Raw genomic sequence first — 19,269 nt, 5'->3', positions numbered from 1 at the left:
ATCGACCCCAGGATTGACCGAATGGTGTGCGCCGCAGGACCATGCCGGCATGGACAGCCAGAATTTCGACGTACTCGTCATCGGCGCCGGCATTGCCGGTGCCACCGCGGCCGCCCACTGCGCCGCAACCCGTCGCGTTGCGCTGATGGAGGCGGAGGAGACCGCCGGCTATCACAGCACCGGGCGTTCCGCCGCCATCTGGATTCAGAACTACGGCCCGCCCGATGTGCGCCGCCTGACCGCGGCCTCCCGCACCTTCTTCGCCGCCCCTCCCGTGGGCTTCGCCAGCGCGCCGCTGCTGGCGCAGCGCCCGGTTGTCACGGTGGCGCCGGCGGACCAGCACGCCGCGATGCAGGAAATGCTCGCGGCGGGTGAGGGGCTGGAAGCCCTGCCGCTTTCCGCCATCAGCGCCATGGGGCCGCCGCTGCGCGACGGCTACGCCGTCTCCGCCGCCATCGAGCGTGATGCCTTCGACATCGATGTCGCCGCCCTGCATGCCGGCTTCCTGAAGGCGGCGCGGATGGCAGGCGGCGTGCTCGCCCTGCGGTCCCGCGCCGGGCGGATCTGGCACGAGGCGGGGCTGTGGCACGCGGCGGCCCGCGGCGGCACGGTGTTCCGCGCGCCGGTGCTGGTGAATGCCGCCGGCGCCTGGGGGGATGAGGTGGCAACCCTGGCCGGCCTGGCGCCGATCGGCCTGCAACCGAAGCGGCGCACGGCCCTGATCATCGATCCGGGCGTGCATGATTGCAGCCGCTGGCCACTGATCGGCGATGCCGCGCATAGCTGGTACCTGCGGCCGGAGGCGCGGCGCAAGCTGATGCTGTCCCCGGCGGACGAGACGGACATGCCGCCACATGACGTGCAGCCGGATGAGATCGACATCGCCATCGCCATCGACCGTATGCAGCAGGCGCTGGATATCCCGGTGACGCGGGTGGAGCATCGCTGGGCCGGGCTGCGCAGCTTCACCCCGGATCGCAGCTTGGCCATCGGCTTCGACGCGCAGGCGCCCGGCTTCCTGTGGATGATCGGCCAGGGCGGCTACGGCATCCAGACTGCGCCGGCGGCGGGCAGGCTGGTCGCCGGCCTCATCGCCGGTGCCGTGGCGGAGGAGTTGCTGCCGGTGCTGCCGCTGGTGGACCCCAACCGCTTCGCTCAGGTGCCGGCATGACCGTGGCGCTGCCGACACATGCGGATGTGCGCGCCGCCGCCGCGCGCATCGCGCCCCACATCATCCACACGCCGATGCTGCGGCATGCGCTGCTGGACCAGCTCACCGGCGGTACCATCCTGGTGAAGCCGGAGCCCTTGCAACGCACCGGCAGCTTCAAGCTGCGCGGCGCGACCAACGCCGCGCTGCGGATGAATGCGGCGGCGCGGGAGGGTGGCGTGGTAACGCATTCCTCCGGCAATCACGGCCAGGCCACAGCCTGCGCGGCAGCTATGCTCGGCATGCGCGCGCTGGTCGCGATGCCGCAGGATGCGCCGTCCATCAAGGTGGAAAGCACGCGGCGCTGGGGCGCCGAGATCACCTTCTTCGACCGGGCGACGACGGACCGGGAGGCGCTGGCCGAACGCCTGGCCGCGGAACGCGGCGCCACCGTCCTGCCGCCCTTCGACCACCCGGATGTGATCGCCGGCCAGGGCAGCCTGGCGCTGGAGCTGTTCGCGGATGCCGCGGCCGCCGGCCTGGCGCTGGATGCGCTCGCCGTCTGCACCGGCGGCGGCGGGCTGATCGCCGGCTGCGCCCTGGCCGCCGAGGGGGCCTCCCCTACCACGCAAATCTGGGCGGTGGAGCCGGAGGGGTGGGACGATACGCGCCGGTCGCTGGCCGCCGGCGAGCGCATCGCGGCGGATGGCAAGGGGGAGACGCTGTGCGATGCGCTGCTCTCGCTGCGCCCGGGCGCGCTGACCTTCGCGGTGAACCAGCCGCGCCTGGCCGGCGGTGTGGTGGTGACGCGGGCGGAGGTGTTCCGCGCCATGCGCTTCGCCTTCGAGCATCTGAAGATTGTCGTCGAGCCCGGCGGGGCCGTGGCGCTGGCCGCGGTGCTGGCCGGCAAGGTGGAGGCCCGCGGCCGCACCGTGGGCGTGGTGGTCAGCGGCGGCAATGTGGACCCGGCGGTGTTCGCGGCCGCACTGGCCGCCTGATGCGTCCCGCTTAGCCGCGTCTTAACCGGCAGCCGCTATCTCCTCACCCAGGCCCGCCCATGAGGGGCGCGCGGGGGCTGCACGGAGATCCATGGCCAAGGGCGGCAAGAACGGCGCGACGATCGTCATCAAGCGCATCGAGGAAGGCGAGCACGGGCACCATGGCGGTGCCTGGAAGGTGGCCTACGCCGATTTCGTGACGGCGATGATGGCCTTCTTCCTGCTGATGTGGCTGCTGAACGCCACCACGGAGGAACAGCGCCGGGGCCTGGCCGATTATTTCGCGCCCACCAATGTGATGGGCCAGAACCAGACCGGCTCCGGCCAGCCCTTCGGCGGCCGCACGCCGAACGAAACCGCCCAGGTCACCCAGAATGCCGGCGCCATCCGCCTGCAGCGCGGCCCGCTGCCGGTGCTGGAGGATGTGGAGGTGGAGGAGGACGTCCCCACCGTCGCCCGCCCCGTGCCGATGCGGGAGGGGCCGGAGGGTGATGACGATGAGGCCGAGCCGCGCCGCATCCGCCAGGCCCGCGCCGACCTGCCGCCCGGCGATGCCGACCCGCGCGAGGAAGCCCGCCAGGCCCGGATCGAGGCCGCGGCGCAGGAGGCGGAGGCGCGCGCCCTGTCCGACGCCGCGCTGCGCGCCGAGCATGAGCGGCGCGAGCGGGAGGCGTTCGAGCGGGCGGCGGAGGAAATCCGCGCCACGGTGGCGGAGGACCCGCTGCTGGCGGAACTCGCCAAGCAGATGATGGTGGAACAGGTGCAGGAAGGCCTGCGGATCCAGTTGGTGGATGCCGAGGGCCAGCCGATGTTCGCCCTCGGCGGCAGCGCGCCGAATGATCGGGCCCGACAATTGCTGGCGCGCATCGCGCAGGTGATCAACCGCCTGCCGCACCGCATCGCCATCGCCGGCCATACGGATGCCACGCCCTTCCGCGGCGGCGGCGACCGGTCCAACTGGGATTTGTCGGCGGAGCGCGCCAATGCCACCCGGCGCCTGCTGACGGAGGCGGGGCTGGTGGAAGCGCGCATCCGCAGCGTCACGGGCAATGCGGAGCGTGACCTGCTGGTGCCGGAGACGCCGAACGCCGCCGCCAACCGCCGCGTCTCCATCACCCTGCTGCGCGACCCGCCGCCCTCCACGCCCCCGCCTGCCCCTGCAAGGACCACCGCGCCATGACCACGATCGGCGGCCTGGTCTTCCTGCTGGCCATGGTGTTCGGCGGCTACATGATCGCCGGCGGCAAGTTCGGCATCATTCTGAAGTCGCTGCCCTATGAGATGATGATGATCGGCGGCGCCGCCATCGGCGCCTTCGTCATGGGCAACAGCATGCATGGCGTGAAGCATGCGCTCGGCGGCTTCGGCAAGATCATCAAGGGGGAGCGCTTCCACAAGCACGAATACGTGGACCTGCTGTCGCTGCTGTACTGGTTCGTGCGGCTGGCGCAGACCAAGGGGGCGATGGCGCTGGAGGCGCATATCGAAAAGCCCTCCGAAAGCCCCGCCTTCCAGAAATTTCCCAAGATCATGGCCGACAAGACCGCGCTGGCGATGATCTGCGACTACCTCCGCATGGTCGGCATGAATGCCGACGACCCGCACCAGATCGAGGACATCATGTCCAAGGAGCTGAAGAAGGTGCGGGCGGAGGAGCTGCATGTGGCGCACACCTTCCAGACCACGGCGGATGCGCTGCCCGCGCTCGGCATCGTCGCCGCGGTGCTCGGCGTCATCAAGACCATGGCCTCCATCGACAGCCCACCTGCGGTGCTGGGCGGCATGATCGGCGGCGCGCTGGTCGGCACCTTCCTCGGCATCCTGCTGGCCTATGGCGTGATGGGGCCGATGGCGACGCGGCTGAACGGCGTGATCGAGGAGGATTGCAAATACTACGAGGTGATCCGCGCCGTGCTGGTGGCCCATCTGCACGGCAATGCGCCGCAGGTGGCGGTGGAGGCCGGCCGCAAGACCGCACCGAGCCATTCCATGCCGAGCTTCGCGGAGCTGGAGGAGGCGTTGCAGAACCTCCAGATTGGGTGAGGGAGGCAAGCCGCGGTCGGCGGCCCAGCGCCGCTTCGATGCCGGTCGGAGGGCCTGCCAAGTGCTCGCCCATTGGCGGTTGGCCGAACATCAATCCGGCCCGATCACCCGCCCGGTCCCGGCCTCCACCAGCAGCTGGCGCTGCGTGGAACGGCGGTGCAGCGTCAGGCGCAGGCGGCCGGCATCGGCCCCCTCGCCGCGCTCCACCACGGAATAGACATGCCCGGCCCGCAGATCGGCCAGGAAGGACTCCAGCTCCACGCCGAGCAGCGCCGCCGCCTGGGGCGCGGTGAGCACCACATCGCCGGCGGCATCGATATCCACCTGCCGGGGCAGGTCTTCGGGCCAGGGTGCGGTCATGGCAGGCTCCTTACGGTTGACCGGACGGCGCGGGATGGGCATCCGGGGGGCATGACACAGACCCCACCCGCACCGCCGCCCGCCCTTGGCCCCGACCTCGATCCGGATGGCGCAGCCTATCACGCGCTGCTTGGCCTGACCCTGGTGCACTGGGAGGAGGGCCTGGCCCGCCTCGCCTGCATCGCCGGCGACGCGCATCGCAACCGCTCCGGCATCATCCATGGCGGGTTGATCCTGTCGATGATCGACCAGGCGGCCGGCTATGCCGGGCTATGGTGCAGCGTGCCCGGCAATGTACGCAAGGCGGTGACGCTGGACCTGGATTGCCGCTTCACCGGCCAGGTGAAGGGCGGGCGGCTGATTGCCGAAGGCAAAGTGGCGCAGCGCGGCCGCAACATCTTCTTCTGCCGGACGGAGGTGTTCGACGAAGCCGGCCAGATGGTCGCCTTCGGCGCCTCCACCCATCGCTGGCGTGCGGGCAGCGAGACGCATGAGGGCCAGCCGGCCGCGCAGGGCTGAAAGCCACGGCCGCCCGCCGGCGGCCCCGCAGCGCCCGATGGCTTCAGGCGGCGGCGCGGTCCAGCAGCGGGCGCATCTGGCGGAACAGCACCTCCACCTCCGCCCGCTGGGCATGGGCGGTGCCGGATTGCGCCACGGTGGCGCCGCCCGCGGCGCTGCCCCAGGCGAAGGCATCCTCCGGCGTCGCGCCCCGCGCCAGCGCCAGGGTCATGGCGGCGACGAAACTGTCCCCGGCCCCGGCGGCGCCACGCACCGGCACATCGGGGGCCGGCAGCCGCCACACCCGCTCCGCGCTCGCCAGCACCGCGCCGCGGTGGCCCAACGTCACCGCCACCAGCCGCGCCGCGCCGGATCGGGCAAGTTGCAGCGCCGCCGCTTCCTGTTCCACCGATTCCGGCAGCTTGCGGCCAACCAGCGCCTCGAACTCCCCCAGGCTGGGCTTGATCAGCTCCAGCCCGCCGGCCGCCACCGCCGCACGCAGCGGGGCACCGGAACTGTCCACCACCACGCGCTGGCCGCGGGCGCGGGCTTCGGCCGCGGCGATCGCGAAGAAATCCTCCGGCATGCCGCGCGGCAGGCTGCCGCTGAGCACCAGCCAATCGCCGCCCGCCTGCGCCAGCGCGGCGAGCGCGGCGCGCCATTCGGCCTCCGTCACTTCCGGCCCTTCCGGCACGAAGCGGTATTCCAGGCCGCTCGACAGGTCCTGCACGATCTGGCTGATGCGGGTGCGGCCGGCGATCTCCACCGTCCGGCGCGGCACGCCCTCGGCATCGATCAATTCCTCGATGAAACGGCCGGTGACACCGCCGGCCAGCACCACGGCCAGTGCCGCCCCGCCCAATTCCCGCACCACGCGCGCGACATTCACGCCGCCGCCGCCGGGATCGAAGCGTTCATTGGTGGTGCGGATCTTCCGCACCGGGCGCACCGCCTCCGCCTCGCAGGCGAGATCGACGGAGGGGTTGGCGGTGAGGGTGACGATCAGGGGGTCGGTTGCCATGGGTGGCAGCCTGCCTCAATCGGGCCGCGGGCGCGAGGGTGGGGCCTTCAGCCGGGCCAGAAGGCCACCGCCGCCAGGGTCAGCACGCCGCCCAGCGCCACCACCAGCGCCGCGGCCGGCAGGGTGCGGCGCAGCACCTCCCCCTCCCGCCCGGCGAGGCCAACGGTGGCGCCACCGGCCACGATATTGTGCGGACAGATGATGTTGCCGATCGCGGCACCAAAACCCTGCGCGGCCAGCAGCGGCAGCACGGGCAGCGACAGCGCCGCGGCGGTCGCCAGCTGGAAATCCGTCAGCAGGATGTTCGACGCGGTGGCGGAGCCGGTGACGAAGGTGCCGAGCGCGCCGGTCGCCGCGGCGAAAACCGGCCAGCCATCGCCGGCCAGCGCTGCCGCGGCCTGCGCGAGCGAGGCGATCATCCCTGAATGCACCATCAGCCGCGCCAGGCCGAGCATCAGCAGCAGTGCCAGCAGCACCGCCGGCAGCCGGGCCAGCGCGCGGCGCGCAGCCTGGGCGAGCTCCGCCGGGCGGCGCCGGCGCCACAAGGCGGCCATCCCCAGGCTGGCCAGCAGCAGCGTGCCCGGGTGGTACAGCGGCGCGACGCTGCCGCTGAAGGCGCCATCGGCCAGCGACCAGTCCAGCGTGAAGCCCGCCAGCGCCTGCCGCAGCGGCGGCAGCAGCCGCGTGGCCAGGATCAACCCCAGCAGCAGCAGATAGGGCAGCGCCGCATGCAGCAACTCACGGCCGCTAGGGGGGGGTTCCGTCGCCTCGGCCGGCGGGCGGCGTGGCAGGGCGGCGGCGAAGGCCAGCCCGCCGATCAGCGCGCCGCCCAGCGTCGGCAATTCCGGCCCGACCCAGATCGCGATGAGAGTGAAGGGCAGCAGGAAGGCGAAGGCCGCGCCCAGTGCCAGGCGCAGGCTGGCCGCGCCGGCCATGCGGCGCAGCGACAGCGCCATCGTCCAGCCGCAGGCGGCGTGCAGCAGCGCGGTGGCCCCGGACAGCGCCAACGGGTCCAGCCCGCTGGCTGCCACCTGCGGCACCACCGGCGTGCCGACCGCGCCGAAGGACACGCCCACCGCATGCCCAACCAGCGCCATCGCCACCGCCTGGGCCGGGGGAAAGCCCAACCCGACCAGGATCGGCGCCGCCAGCACCACGGGCGTGCCGAAGCCGGCCGCGCCCTCCGCGAACAGGGCGAAGAACCAGGCCACCAGCAGCGCCGTCACGCCGCGATCCGCCGAAAGCCGCAGCAGCGCGCGGCGCAGGGTTTCCGTGCCGCCATTGGCCTGCTGCCATTCGTGCAGCATCAGAGCCGGGGCGACCACCCAGATGATGGTCAGGGCGGAAAATCCGGCCTCCGCCGCCACGCCGCCCAGGGCGCCAACCGTCCCGCCGGCCGCGTCCGGCCCCTGCCAGCCGAACACCAGCAGTGCCACCGGCAGCGCGGCCGCACCACCCGCCAGCCCGGCCGCCACGGCGCCCCAGCCCAGCCCGGCCATCAGCAGCACGACCAGCCCGATCGGCAGCAAGGCGGCGGCAGCCTGCCCCATCCCTAGGCGCGTCCCGCCTGGACGTCCCTCGCGGCCCGCGCAATCATCATCCGAAGTCCTTCCTGATTTGGCGCCCCATCTGACAGCAGCTTGGGCGGGATGACGAGGCGGCACATTGATTTTTCTCAATGTGCGGACCGGGAGGCTGTGCCAAGCCCCAGCGAGACTCCCCAAGGAGACTTTCATGCAGATCGTCGTATTCAGCGCCAAGCCCTATGACCGCCAGTTCCTCGATGCCGCCAATGCGGCGAGCGGTTCGCGGCACAGCCTGACCTACCTCGAAGCGCATCTTTCGCTGGAAACCGCGGCGCTGGCGGAGGGTGCGGAGGCGGTCTGCGCCTTCGTCAACGACCAGGCCGATGCCGCGGTGCTGGAGAATCTGGCCCGCCGCGGCGTTCGCATCCTGGCGCTGCGCGCGGCCGGCTTCAACAATGTGGATCTTGTGGCGGCCCAGCGCCTCGGCATCACCGTGGCACGGGTGCCGGCCTATTCGCCGGAATCGGTGGCGGAGCACACGGTGGCGATGATGCTGTCGCTGAACCGTCGCATCCACCGCGCCTATAACCGCGTGCGGGAGGGGAATTTCGCGCTCGACGGGCTGCTCGGCTTCGACATGCATGGCCGCACCGCCGGCATCATCGGCACCGGGCGCATCGGCCTGGCGGTGGCGCGCATCCTGCGCGGATTCGGCTGCCGGCTGCTGGCGCATGACCCTTACCCAGCCGAGGAAGGCGCCGCGCTGGGGCTGGAATATGTGGATGTGCCAGCGCTGCTGGCTCGGTCCGACATCGTGACGCTGCACTGCCCGCTGACGCCGGCGACGCATCATCTGATCGACGCGGCGGCGATCGCGCAGATGCGGCGCGGCACCATGCTGATCAATACCAGCCGCGGCGCCATCGTCGATACCCGCGCGGCGATCGCCGGGCTGAAATCCGGCGCCATCGGGCTGCTCGGCCTCGATGTCTATGAGGAGGAGGCCGATCTGTTCTTCGAGGATCTGTCGGGCGAGATGTTGCAGGACGATATCTTCGCCCGGCTGCTGACCTTCCCCAATGTGCTAGTCACAGCACACCAGGCCTTCTTCACGACGGAGGCGCTGACCGCGATTGCGGAGACCACCATCGGCAACATCACCGCCTTCGCCGAGACCGGGAAGGCGCTGCACGCGGTCTCGACCGAGAAGCTGGCCTGAAAGGGGGGCGCGAGCCCCCCTCACGCGGCGGCGCTACAGGATGAAGTCGCTGGCCTGAAGCGCCTGCTGGCCCGCCAGCCGCACCACCATCTCGGCCGCACCACCATCACCGGCATCGACCTGCACGGCGGTGCCGTTCGGGCCGCCCTGGATGCGGATGGAGGCGATACCGCCACCGAGGAAGGCGCCGGTGCCGACGAAGACGAAGGCCTGGTCGCCATCGGTCAGCAGGTCCGCATCGATGTTGGCGAAGCTGATCAGGTCGCCCTCGGCGGAGGAGAAGTCCATGATGCGGTCGGCGGCAGCGCGCGGGCTGTCCTCATAGGCGGAGAACACGAAGATGTCGGCGCCGGCACCGCCGCGCAGCACATCCGCGCCAAGCCCGCCTTCCAGCGTATCGTTGCCGCCCAGGCCGAACAGACGGTCATCGCCGTCGCCGCCCTGCACCAGGTCGTCGCCGTCCTGGCCGTTCAGCGTGTCGTTGCCCGCGCCACCCATCAGCGTGTCATTGCCGGCACCGCCGACGATGATGTCGTTGCCGGCGCCGCCATCCAGCACGTCGTCGCCACCCTGGCCGAGCAGGCGGTCATCGCCCTCGCCGCCATTCAGCGTGTCATCGCCCACGCTGCCGACCACGCGATCCGCACCGTCGCTGCCGTCCTGGGCAAGACCCTGGAAAACCGTGTCCTCGGCCTTCGCATTCAGGTTCTGGATGCGCGTATCCTCGGCGGCGCCCGTGTCGGCCTGGTTGAAGGCGGTCGCCGGCGTGCTGTGGAATTCCTGCAGGTAGCTCTTCAGCGCCGCCTGCTCGCCCAACGCATTGGCGGGCACGTTGCCGGAGGCGGTGAAGTTTTCCGTCGCGGCGATCGGCGCGCTCAGCGTGCCGTCATTCAGCAGGTAGCGGAAATTGCTGCCGTTCGCCTTCACCGGGTAGCCGTCGCCGCCATTGGCGGTGAAATTCAGCGCCACCACGCTGATCAGCGCCGGTGCGGTGTCGAGCACCGCGCCATTCTCGACCACCCGGGCGATGACCAGGCCGGCATTGTCCACCAGCGCCACGCTCTGCACCTTGCTGCCCGGCGCGTTGTCCGGATCGAAAGAGAAGCGGACGCCGCCGAGCTGGATGAAGCCGCCATTGCCCGGGCTGATGCCGGCGGCGAATTCCAGGATGTTCAGCAGGCCCTGCGGCGTGGCATCGAACACCATCAGCTTGTTGTCGAAGCGCAGTGCATTCTCGATGTCGAGCTCGGAAATGGCACCGGTCGGCTTGCCGGCACCCGGATTGGCCAGCGGCGGCTGCTTCTCGCCGCTGCCCACTTCGACGGCGCCGATCTGCGCGCGGATGCCGCCACCATTCTTCAGCGAGAAGATGAAGGGCTGGTCGCCCAGCGCTTCGGCCGCTGCCTCCCGGTTCGCATCCGCCGTCAGGTTGCCGAGGTTGGTTTCCTGGCTGCGGACCTGCGCGCGCTCACCTTCCAGGTAGACATTGGTGAAGCCGAAGATCATGCCGTCCTTGGCCGCGATCACCGCATCGACGGCCTGCGTGATCTTGGCCACCGCGGCACCCTTGGTGCCCTCGGCGAAGGCGGTGCTGTCCAGGTTTTCCACCGGGACGCCCCAGGCCGCGGCGACATTCTCCGCGGTCGACGCGATGGCGCCGTTGATCGTGCTGTCGAGGTTCTCGACGATGATGCGGCCCTCGGCGTCGAAATCCACCACCAGGCGGCCGAGATAGGTGAATTCATTGTCCGTGTTGACGATCAGCGTGGTGCCGCCATCGGCGCCGGTGGTGACCAGCGGATAGGTGCCGGCGAAATTCGCGGCATGGCCGGGGAATTCCACCGCGACGTCGTTCTCGTCGCCCAGGCGGGTGTTGGAGCCGGCGGCGAGGATGATGTCCACGCCGCGCAGCAGCGTCGCCAGCTCCTGCTCGAAGGCAATCTGCTGGAGGTGGGACATCAGGATGATCTTGTTGACGCCCTGCGCGATCAGGTCGTCGATCACCGGCTGGAGCTGGGCGGCCAGCAGAGCCATGTCATTGGCGCCGACCCCGCCCTCGAAGCCCTTCACCTCGACATTGCCGGCCGAGGAGATGTTCTTCAGGACCTGCGTGGTGGCGCCGACCAGGCCGATCTTCTCGCCGCCCTTGTCCACCACGGCGGAGGGGACGATGCGGCGGGCCAGCGCCGAGGCGTCCTCCAGCCCACCCGTGCCCACCGTCTCGGTGTAGCGGCCGGCCAGCGCCGAGTCGCCGGAGAAGTCGAGATTGGCCGTGATGTAGGGGAAGGCGGCGTCGTTGACGGCATCGGCGAAGGCATTGGTGCCGAGATCGAACTCATGGTTGCCGACGGCCGAGGCTTCCACGCCGATGCGGTTGTGGATTTCGATATCCGCCGCGCCCGGGTTGTTGCCGCGGCCATGGGTGGCGGCAACCGAGGCATCGGTGCCGGCGGCCAGGAAGGGGCCGGGGATGAAGTTGTCGCCGCCGGACAGGATCAGCGTATTCGGGAAGGTGTTGTCGAAGGCATCGACCAACGCCGCCAGCATCGGCGCCGTGTCACCGGCCAGCAGCCCGGCCTCGCCATCGGCGAAGTGCAGGACCTGCAGGGTGAAGGCCGGGGTCTGCGTCGTGGTAAAGATGGACAGCGTATTGCTGACCTCGTTGCTGATAACCAGCAGCGCCTTGCCGGAGGCCGAATCCGCGGCCGAGATCAACAGCACGCCTTCCGGGCTGACATCGCCATTGCGCTGCGCGGCGCCGGTATAGGTCACGGCATCGGGGTCGGTCACGTCGAAGGCCAGCGTCATGTTGGACCGTTCCAGGCCCACGAAAGCGTAGGTGCGGCCACCGATATGGCCGATCTCGATGCCCTCCGGCTCCGGACCCTTGTTGTCGCTGCGCGTGTCGTCGAGCAGGGCCGGGAACTGTTCGGCCACGATGCGCTCGATCACGTCGGCGCTGTCAAAGACGATGGCGCCGTTGGCGTCCAGGATCGAGAAGGACCGCCCGCCATACATCAGGATCTGGTCGATATCGCCGTCGCCGTCCGTATCGCCGCGCAGGCCTGGAGCGTTGGAGACGGTGAGGCGGCCGAGATTGGCGTTCTGCTTCAGCTCCGCCGCATTCGGAAACACCTCGGGGTCCAGCATATAGCCGGCATTGTTGACGCGCACCGTCTCGCTGGGGTTCAGGAAGTCGTCGCGGTCGTCGCCCTCATTGGCAATGACATAGTAGGTCTGGCCATTCGCCTGGAAGCTGTCGATGGCGTCCGGCATGTACTGGCCGAAGACCGGCGCATTGGCCAGGTTGCCCGACAGCGGACCGTTGCCCGGGCCGTCGCGGTCGCTGAAGTCGGCCAGAAGGGTGGAGAAATCCTTCAGCCCCAGCGGCACGATCTGCGTGATGGTCGCGGTCGCGATGTCGAGGATCGCCACCGCATTGGCTTCCTGCAGCGTGATCATCGCGCGCGTGCTGTCGGCGGAGACGGCGATATATTCCGGCTCAACGTCCTGCGACACCGAGCGGCCTTCGAAGATCCGCACGCCGGCGGCGCGCAGCGCGTCTTCCTGGCCATTGAAGGCGTCGAAGGTCACGTTGACGGGCGGGCCAAGGCGGCCCGGGCCGGCGCCGGTGTAGATCAGGGTGACGCTGCCATCGGCATCGGTGCCGGTCGAGTTCAGCTCGGCCTCATTGGCGACCAGCAGGTGGGTGCCGTCCGGCGTGAAGGTCAGGTTGTCCGGCAGGGCGCCGACCTCGACCGCCGCGATCACGACGCCGGGGTCGATCGCGCTGAGGAACAGCACCTGGCCGGGCAGCGCCTTGTCCGCATTCGGCAGGGCCACCGCGACGATGCCGTTGCTCACCGCGACGCTGGTGATGTCCGTGGTGGCGAAGCCCAGATCGGTGAAATTGATGGTGGTGACCAGCACCGGCTGCGCCGGGTTGGACAGGTCCACGACCTGGAGACCCGCACCGGAGGTCACGAAAAGCCGCTGGCTGTCCTTGTCATAGGCGGAGATCTCCGCCCCGGCCAGGCTGATGCTGCCCGCCGTGGCGAAGGTCAGGGCATTGGTCGGTGTCGTGCTCAGGCTCATGGGAATACTCCGAACGCCGCCAGCCACCCGGGCCGGCGCGGGCTTCAGGCGGGACGAGGTCGGGTACAACCGGGGCGCGCGCGAACCAGCAGGGCCGGAGGCCGGCCCTGGGTCGGTATCGCGTTGTGCTGTGCCGGCGTAGATATCATTGCCGGAGACGTATCCGGCCCATGTGACAGGCCGAGGTCAGTTTCGCTTAGGAAGCGTTAACCTTTCGGCCGGATGACCACGGCGGCTCATCCGGACCGCACCCAGGACGCCCGATTTCGCCCCGATTACGCAGCGCAACGCTTCGTAGCCAAAAGAATGTGGCCGCGGGCCGCGCGGGAGACCAAAGAACAGGGGCGCTGCCTCCCCGGCGCCACAGGCAAGGCCCATACTTTCCCGCATGTCCTCACGCCCCACCGCCCGCCGCCACCTGATCCGTTTTTCTGCCCTGCTGGGAACGGGGGGGTTGGCGAGCGCCTGCAGCGCACGGATCGACCCCGCCTCATCCGGCCTGCGGCTGCCCACGCTGTTCCGGTCGGCCAATGCGGAACCGGTGCCGGGGGCGATGCGCTGGCCGGATGCAACCTGGTGGCAGGCCTTCCGCACGCCGCAGCTCGATGCGCTGATGCGCGCCGCGATGACCGGGAACCTGGATCTGGCCGTGGCGGCGGCCCGGCTGCGCCAGGCGGATGCGGAGGTGCGGATTTCCGGTGCGTCGCTGCTGCCGAGGGTGGATGGGGATGCCTCGGCCGGCCGCGCGCGGGGCACCAGCCGCGGCCTGAACACCGCGGGCAGCGCCAGCAACCGCTTCGATACGGGCTTCTCCGCCAGCTATGAGGTGGATTTCTGGGGCCGCAACCGGGCGATCCTGGAAAGCGCCCGGTCCTCGGCCACCGCCGCGCGCTATGCCATCGGCGTCACCGCGCTCAGCACGCAGTCGGCGGTGGCGAATGCGCTGTTCAACGTGCTCGGCGCGCAGGAGCAGCTTGAGATCCAGCGCGGCAACCTGGAGGTCGCGACGCGCAACCTCTCCATCCTGCGCCAACGGGTGGCGGTGGGCACCGCCACCGGGCTTGATGTGGCGCAGCAGGAAACCGCGGTGGCGCAGCAGCGCGCCGCCATCCCGCCGCTGCAGCAGATTGCCGAGCAGAACAGCTTCGCCCTCGGCACCCTGACCGGCGTGGCGCCGGGTGAGATCGACATCCGCGCCGTGCGGCTGGAGGAGATCGTCGTGCCGGTGATCGAGCCGGGCCTGCCCTCGGAAGTGCTGGCACGGCGCCCGGATGTGCAATTGGCCGAGGCCAACCTCGCCGCCGCCAACGCCAATGTCGCCGCCGCCCGCGCCGCCCTGTTCCCGACCATCGCGCTGACCGGCAGCGGCGGGTTGCAGAGCCTGGCGCTGGATACGCTGCTGCGGCCGGGCTCCACAGTCTACAGCCTGGCCGCCGGCATCACCGCGCCGATCTTCAATGCCGGTGCCCTGCGAGCCCAGGTCGATCAGTTCAGCGCCCGCCAGGCGGAATTGCTGGCGGAGTATCAGCGCACCATCCTGGTGGCGTTGCAGGACACCGAGACCAGCCTGTCGGCCCTGCGCCGCACCAGCGAATCCGTGCAGTTGCAGCGCGTGCGGGCGGAAGCGGCGCAGCGCGCCTATGCGATTGCGGAGGCGCAGTTGCAGGCTGGCACGGTGGACCTGCTGACGGTGCTGAGCGTGCAGTCGAGCCTGTTCAGCGCCCGCAACGCCGTGGCCCAGGCGCTGGGTGACCGGTTGCAGGCCGCCGCCGCCGTGTTCACGGCTTTGGGAGGCGGCTGGACCTATGCCGCCCTCGCGGCCGCACCATCTGCTCAACAGGCCGCTCCCGCGGCCCCCGGTGGCGGAGCGAGCCTGGCGCGATGAACGATCTTCCCCGGCCGCCCCAGGCGGAAATCCCGCAGGCGTCCCAGCCCGCCCCGCCCCGGCGGAGGCGCCGCGCCGGCTGGATCTGGCTTGGCCTGCTTCTGCTGACGGGCGCCGGGGGCTGGTATGGCTGGCAGCAGGGCTGGTTCGGCGGCGGCGAAGCGACCACGGCCGCCCCCGGCCCGCGGCGTGGTGCGGGCGCGCCGGCCATCCCGGTCACGGCCGCCACCGCGACGGTGGAGAACCTGCCGATCATGCTGGATGCGCTGGGCACCGTGCAGGCCTCCAACACCGTCACCATCGTGCCGCAGGTCTCAGGCCGCATCACCGAAATCCTGTTCCGGGAGGGGCAGGAGGTGACGGCGGGCGAGGTGCTGGTGCGGATCGATTCGCGCAGCTACCAGGCGGCGCTGGACCAGGCGGTGGCGACCCGGGCGCAGCGCCAGGCGCAGTTGGCCAATGCCCAGCGCGACCTGCAGCGCTACACACAGCTCGCCCGCAGCAGCGGCACGTCGCAGCAGGTGCTGGATACGCAGCGCGCCACTGTGGCGCAGCTTGAGGCGCAGCTGCAATTCGACCAGGCGACGATCGACAACGCCCAGGCGCAGTTGGACGACACCACCATCCGGTCCCCCATCGATGGCCGCATCGGGCTGCGGCAGGTGGATGTGGGCAATTTCGTGCAGTCCAGCAGCACCACCGGCATCGTCGTGGTGACGCAGCTGCGCCCCGTGGCGGTGAACTTCACCCTGCCGCAGCAGACCCTGCCGCAGGTGATGGAAGCGTTGCAGGCCGGCGCCGTGCCGGTGGAAGCGCGGCTGGCGGAATCGGCGCCGCCGCGGCTGGATGGCAGCGCGCCGCTGCCCAACCCGGTCGGTCGGCTGGTCACGGTGGACAACCAGGTGGATGCCAGCACCGGCACCATCCGGCTGAAGGCGGAATTCGAAAATTCCGACCTCCGCCTGTGGCCCGGCGCCTTCGTCAACACGCGCATCCAGGTGGCCACGCTGCGCGACGTGGTGGTGCTGCCGCTGGTCGCGGTGCAGCGCGGGCCGCAGGGGCCCTTCGCCTTCGTGGTGCGGGACGACAACACGGTGGAGCAGCGGCCGCTGACGCTCGGCACCATCGCCGGGCAGCAGGCGGTGGTGCTGCGGGGCATGCGGGAGGGTGAGCGGGCCGTGTCCTCAGGCGCGCTGCGGTTGGTCTCCGGCAGTGCCGTGCAGGTGGCCGATCCGGTGGTGCCGGTGGCCGTGCCGCGCCAGGTGCGGCGGCGTCCGGCTGCAGCGCCGGCAGGTGGCACGCCGGAAGGCGCAACGCCGGCACGCCGCCCGGCGACGCCGTGAACATCTCCGCGCCCTTCATCGCGCGGCCCATCGCCACCGCGTTGCTGGCCATCGCGGTGCTGCTGACCGGGCTGTATGGCTATTTGCGGCTGCCCGTCTCCTCGCTGCCCGAGGTGGATTTCCCCACCATTCAGGTTACCACGCAATTGCCGGGGGCTTCGCCGGATACCATCGCGGTGCTGGTGACCGCCTCGCTGGAACGGCAATTGGCGCAGATCTCGGGCCTGGCGGAGATGGTCTCGGTCAGCGGGCCGTCCGTGTCCCGCATCACCTTGCAGTTCAACCTGGGGCGCGACATCGACGACGCGGCGCAGGATGTGCAGGCGGCGATCAATGCGGCGCGCGGGACCTTGCCGAACACGCTGCCCTACCCGCCCACCTATGCGAAGGTGAACCCGGCCGATCCGCCGATCATGACGCTGGCGCTGACCTCGGACACGCTGCCGGTCGCGCGGCTTTCGGACATCGTGGATTCACTGCTGGCGCAGCGCCTGGCGCAGGTCGGCGGCGTCGGCCGCGTCGCGGTGCAGGGCAATATGCGCCCCGCGGTGCGGTTGCAGGTCGATCCGCGGCGGTTGGCCGCCTACGGCCTGGGGATGGAGGCGGTTCGCAATGCCGTCACAGCCGGGAATGTCGCCGGCGCGAAAGGCTCCGTGAACGGGCCGCAGCAGGCTTCCGCCGTCATGGCGAATGACCAGATCACCTCCCCCGCCGCCTTCGAGGATCTGATCATCGTCTGGCGGGACCAAGCGCCGGTGCGGCTGCGCGATGTCGGCGTGGCGGTGGAAGGGCTGGAGAACACACTGACCGCCGCCTGGTACAATGGCCGCCCCGCCGTGCTGCTGGATGTGCAGCGCCAGCCGGGTGCCAACATTGTCGCCACGGTGGAGGCGCTGCGCGGCCAGCTCGATGGGCTGCAACGCGCCCTGCCGGCGGGGGTCGAGCTTGCCGTCGTCTCCGACCGCACGGAGACGATCCGCGCCTCGGTGCATGAGGTGCAGTTGACGCTGGTGCTGTCCATGATCCTGGTGGTGCTGGTGATCTTCCTGTTCCTGCGCACGGTGCGGGCGACTCTGATCCCCGGCGTGGCGCTGCCGCTGTCCATCATCGGCACCTTCGGCATCATGGCGCTGCTCGGCTATTCGGTGGACAACCTTTCGCTGATGGCGCTGGTGATCGCGACCGGCTTCGTCGTCGACGATGCGATCGTGATGATCGAGAACATCGTCCGCATGATCGAGGACGGGAAGAAGCCGTTGCAGGCGGCCTATGAGGGCGCGAAGCAGATCGGCTTCACCATCATTTCCCTCACCTTGTCGCTGGTCGCGGTGTTCATTCCGCTGCTGTTCATGGAAGGCGTGGTGGGGCGGCTGTTCCGCGAATTCGCCATGGTGCTGACGGTGGCCGTGCTGGTCTCCATGGTGGTGTCGCTGACGCTGACGCCGATGATGTGCGGGCTGTTGCTGCGCCCGCATGGGGAGGACAAGCCCGGCCGGATTTCCGACCTGTTCGAGCGTGGCTTCGAGGCAATGCGCCGCGGCTACGCCCGCACGCTGGATTGGGCGCTGGCACGGGCGGGGATGATGCTGGTGCTGGCGGGGCTGACGCTGGCGGGGACCATCGGCCTGTACGTGCTCATGCCGAAGGGCTTCCTGCCGCTGCAGGATACCGGACTCATCACCATCACGACCGAGGCGCCGCAGGATGTCTCCTTCGCCCGCATGTCGGATTTGCAGCGCCTGGTGGCGGAACGGGTGCAGCAGGATCCGGATGTGGTCGCCGTGACCTCCGTCGCCGGCGCCGGCACGGTGAACGCGGCCCAGAATACCGGGCAGTTGACGGCAGTCCTACGGCCGCGGGCGGAGCGCCGCGACGATGTCTCCGCCGTCATGGCGCGGCTGGGGCCGGCGCTTGCGACCATTCCCGGCATTGAGACCTACATGCAGCCGGTGCAGGACATCCAGATCGGCACGCGGCCTTCCGCCACCCAGTACCAGTACACGCTGATGGATAGCGACGCAGCGCTGATCGCCCAATGGGCGCCACGCATGCTGGCGGCGCTGCGCGAATTGCCGGAACTGCGCGACGTCGGCAGCGACCAGCGGGAGGATGGGCTACGCGTGCTGGTGCATGTGGACCGGCTGCGCGCGGCGCGGCTCGGCGTGACCATGCAGGCGGTGGATGACGTGCTGTACAACGCCTTCGGCCAGCGGCAGATCTCCACCATCTACGCGCAGAACAACCAGTATCGCGTGGTGCTGGAGGCTGATCCGGCGCAGGCCAGCGACCCGGCCGCGATCGGCATGCTGCGCGTGACGGGCAGCGCCGCCGGCAACTCCAACACCACCGGCATCGCGCCGCAGATCCCGCTGGCGGAGATCGCCACCATCACCCGCGGCCGCGGCCCGCTGACGATCACGCGGCAGGACCAGTTCCCGGCCGTGACGCTCAGCTTCAACCTGGCCCCCGGCACTTCGCTCGGCCAGGCGCTGGAGGCGATCCGCGTGGCGCAGGCGCAGCTCGGCCTGCCGGATTCCATGTCCGGCAGCTTCGGCGGCGATGCGGCGGAATTCACGCGATCGCTGGCCGGTCAGGGCTGGCTGATCCTGGCCGCGATCGTCGTGATCTACATCGTGCTCGGCGTGCTGTATGAAAGCGTCATCCACCCCATCACCATCCTGTCCACCCTGCCCTCCGCCGGCATCGGCGCGCTGCTCGGGTTGTGGCTGTTCGGGCTGGATCTGTCCGTGGTGGCGCTGATCGGCATCATCCTGCTGATGGGAATCGTCAAGAAGAACGCCATCATGATGATCGACTTCGCGCTGGAGGCGCAGCGCGATCACGGCATGGCGCCGCGCGATGCGATCCGGGAGGCCTGCCTGCTGCGCTTCCGCCCGATCATGATGACCACCATGGCGGCCCTGCTCGGCGCGTTGCCCTTGGTACTGGGTAGCGGGGCAGGGTCTGAATTGCGGCTGCCGCTGGGTGTTTCCGTCATCGGCGGGCTGCTGCTGAGCCAGATCATCACGCTCTACACCACCCCGGTAATCTACCTGGCGATGGAGGCATTGCGCGACCGCGCCGCGCGGCTGACGCAGCGGGCCGCGCCGCCCGCGCCGGCCGAATAAGCG

At 70.1% G+C, this 19,269-nt stretch carries 13 protein-coding genes; 9 read left to right on the top strand and 4 right to left on the bottom strand.

Annotated features, from left to right (window positions below):
- The first annotated feature begins 49 nt into the window (after positions 1-49).
- The 4 genes from ACFHNC_RS17565 to motA all read left to right on the top strand — a co-directional run bounded on the left by ACFHNC_RS17565 (position 50) and on the right by motA (position 4,191).
- Positions 50-1,171: an NAD(P)/FAD-dependent oxidoreductase gene (locus ACFHNC_RS17565; RefSeq protein ID WP_437170536.1), complete on the top strand. Its 1,122-nt coding sequence runs from the start codon at positions 50-52 to the stop codon at positions 1,169-1,171.
- Positions 1,168-2,148 carry a threonine ammonia-lyase gene (locus tag ACFHNC_RS17560; protein ID WP_437170535.1) on the top strand — a complete coding sequence of 327 codons (981 nt, stop codon included), beginning with the start codon at positions 1,168-1,170 and terminating at the stop codon, positions 2,146-2,148. The genes ACFHNC_RS17565 and ACFHNC_RS17560 overlap by 4 nt, the downstream gene beginning before the upstream one ends.
- A 91-nt stretch (positions 2,149-2,239) precedes the next feature.
- Positions 2,240-3,328 carry a flagellar motor protein MotB gene (locus ACFHNC_RS17555; RefSeq protein WP_437170534.1) on the top strand — a complete coding sequence of 363 codons (1,089 nt, stop codon included), beginning with the start codon at positions 2,240-2,242 and terminating at the stop codon, positions 3,326-3,328.
- Positions 3,325-4,191 (top strand): flagellar motor stator protein MotA, encoded by an 867-nt coding sequence (gene motA, locus ACFHNC_RS17550; RefSeq protein WP_437170533.1) that lies wholly within the window; start codon positions 3,325-3,327, stop codon positions 4,189-4,191. The genes ACFHNC_RS17555 and motA overlap by 4 nt, the downstream gene beginning before the upstream one ends.
- 90 nt (positions 4,192-4,281) lie before the next feature.
- Here motA and ACFHNC_RS17545 read toward each other — a convergent pair whose 3' ends face one another.
- Positions 4,282-4,551, bottom strand: coding sequence for a DUF6522 family protein (locus tag ACFHNC_RS17545; RefSeq protein WP_437170532.1), 270 nt, complete (start codon positions 4,549-4,551; stop codon positions 4,282-4,284).
- 51 nt (positions 4,552-4,602) lie between these two features.
- Here ACFHNC_RS17545 and ACFHNC_RS17540 point away from each other — a divergent pair, with 51 nt between their 5' ends.
- A complete protein-coding gene (locus tag ACFHNC_RS17540) occupies positions 4,603-5,070 on the top strand; it encodes a PaaI family thioesterase (protein WP_437170531.1) in 468 nt (155 codons plus the stop codon).
- A 43-nt stretch (positions 5,071-5,113) separates the two neighbouring features.
- On the opposite strand, the gene ACFHNC_RS17535 is transcribed toward ACFHNC_RS17540, so the two are convergent.
- A complete protein-coding gene (locus ACFHNC_RS17535) occupies positions 5,114-6,070 on the bottom strand; it encodes a 1-phosphofructokinase family hexose kinase (protein ID WP_437170530.1) in 957 nt (318 codons plus the stop codon).
- Positions 6,071-6,117: 47 nt separating this feature from the next.
- A complete protein-coding gene (locus ACFHNC_RS17530) occupies positions 6,118-7,620 on the bottom strand; it encodes an L-lactate permease (protein ID WP_437170529.1) in 1,503 nt (500 codons plus the stop codon).
- Between the two features lie 184 nt (positions 7,621-7,804).
- Here ACFHNC_RS17530 and ACFHNC_RS17525 point away from each other — a divergent pair, with 184 nt between their 5' ends.
- Positions 7,805-8,815 (top strand): 2-hydroxyacid dehydrogenase, encoded by a 1,011-nt coding sequence (locus ACFHNC_RS17525; protein ID WP_437170528.1) that lies wholly within the window; start codon positions 7,805-7,807, stop codon positions 8,813-8,815.
- Positions 8,816-8,848: 33 nt separating this feature from the next.
- On the opposite strand, the gene ACFHNC_RS17520 is transcribed toward ACFHNC_RS17525, so the two are convergent.
- A complete protein-coding gene (locus ACFHNC_RS17520; protein ID WP_437170527.1) occupies positions 8,849-12,910 on the bottom strand; it encodes a choice-of-anchor I family protein in 4,062 nt (1,353 codons plus the stop codon).
- 454 nt (positions 12,911-13,364) lie between these two features.
- Here ACFHNC_RS17520 and ACFHNC_RS17515 point away from each other — a divergent pair, with 454 nt between their 5' ends.
- From ACFHNC_RS17515 to ACFHNC_RS17505, 3 genes are read left to right on the top strand one after another with little or no spacing between them, the layout of a single operon-like run.
- A complete protein-coding gene (locus ACFHNC_RS17515) occupies positions 13,365-14,795 on the top strand; it encodes an efflux transporter outer membrane subunit (protein ID WP_437170526.1) in 1,431 nt (476 codons plus the stop codon).
- Complete coding sequence (locus tag ACFHNC_RS17510) at positions 14,792-16,138, top strand: efflux RND transporter periplasmic adaptor subunit (protein WP_437170525.1); 1,347 nt, start codon at positions 14,792-14,794, stop codon at positions 16,136-16,138. The genes ACFHNC_RS17515 and ACFHNC_RS17510 overlap by 4 nt, the downstream gene beginning before the upstream one ends.
- The gene (locus ACFHNC_RS17505) at positions 16,135-19,266 is read left to right on the top strand and encodes an efflux RND transporter permease subunit (protein ID WP_437170524.1); all 3,132 of its coding nucleotides are present in this window, start codon (positions 16,135-16,137) and stop codon (positions 19,264-19,266) included. Before ACFHNC_RS17510 ends, ACFHNC_RS17505 begins: the two co-directional genes overlap by 4 nt.
- Positions 19,267-19,269: the final 3 nt, after the last annotated feature.

The sequence above is a fragment of the Falsiroseomonas sp. E2-1-a4 genome, assembly GCF_051433165.1.
Lineage (GTDB): Bacteria > Pseudomonadota > Alphaproteobacteria > Acetobacterales > Acetobacteraceae > Falsiroseomonas.
Note: the sequence above shows the minus strand (reverse complement) of the source record. Positions and strands in the feature narration are given on the sequence as shown.

Bases quoted from the DNA above. Each gene is read 5' to 3' on its own strand.
- ACFHNC_RS17535 (WP_437170530.1), bottom strand. From the start codon at position 6,070: ATGGCAACCGACCCCCTGATCGTCACCCTCACCGCCAACCCCTCCGTC.
- ACFHNC_RS17560 (WP_437170535.1), top strand. From the start codon at position 1,168: ATGACCGTGGCGCTGCCGACACATGCGGATGTGCGCGCCGCCGCCGCG.
- ACFHNC_RS17540 (WP_437170531.1), top strand. From the start codon at position 4,603: ATGACACAGACCCCACCCGCACCGCCGCCCGCCCTTGGCCCCGACCTC.
- ACFHNC_RS17520 (WP_437170527.1), bottom strand. From the start codon at position 12,910: ATGAGCCTGAGCACGACACCGACCAATGCCCTGACCTTCGCCACGGCG.
- ACFHNC_RS17565 (WP_437170536.1), top strand. From the start codon at position 50: ATGGACAGCCAGAATTTCGACGTACTCGTCATCGGCGCCGGCATTGCC.
- ACFHNC_RS17555 (WP_437170534.1), top strand. From the start codon at position 2,240: ATGGCCAAGGGCGGCAAGAACGGCGCGACGATCGTCATCAAGCGCATC.
- ACFHNC_RS17525 (WP_437170528.1), top strand. From the start codon at position 7,805: ATGCAGATCGTCGTATTCAGCGCCAAGCCCTATGACCGCCAGTTCCTC.
- ACFHNC_RS17510 (WP_437170525.1), top strand. From the start codon at position 14,792: ATGAACGATCTTCCCCGGCCGCCCCAGGCGGAAATCCCGCAGGCGTCC.
- ACFHNC_RS17530 (WP_437170529.1), bottom strand. From the start codon at position 7,620: ATGGGGCAGGCTGCCGCCGCCTTGCTGCCGATCGGGCTGGTCGTGCTG.
- motA (WP_437170533.1), top strand. From the start codon at position 3,325: ATGACCACGATCGGCGGCCTGGTCTTCCTGCTGGCCATGGTGTTCGGC.
- ACFHNC_RS17545 (WP_437170532.1), bottom strand. From the start codon at position 4,551: ATGACCGCACCCTGGCCCGAAGACCTGCCCCGGCAGGTGGATATCGAT.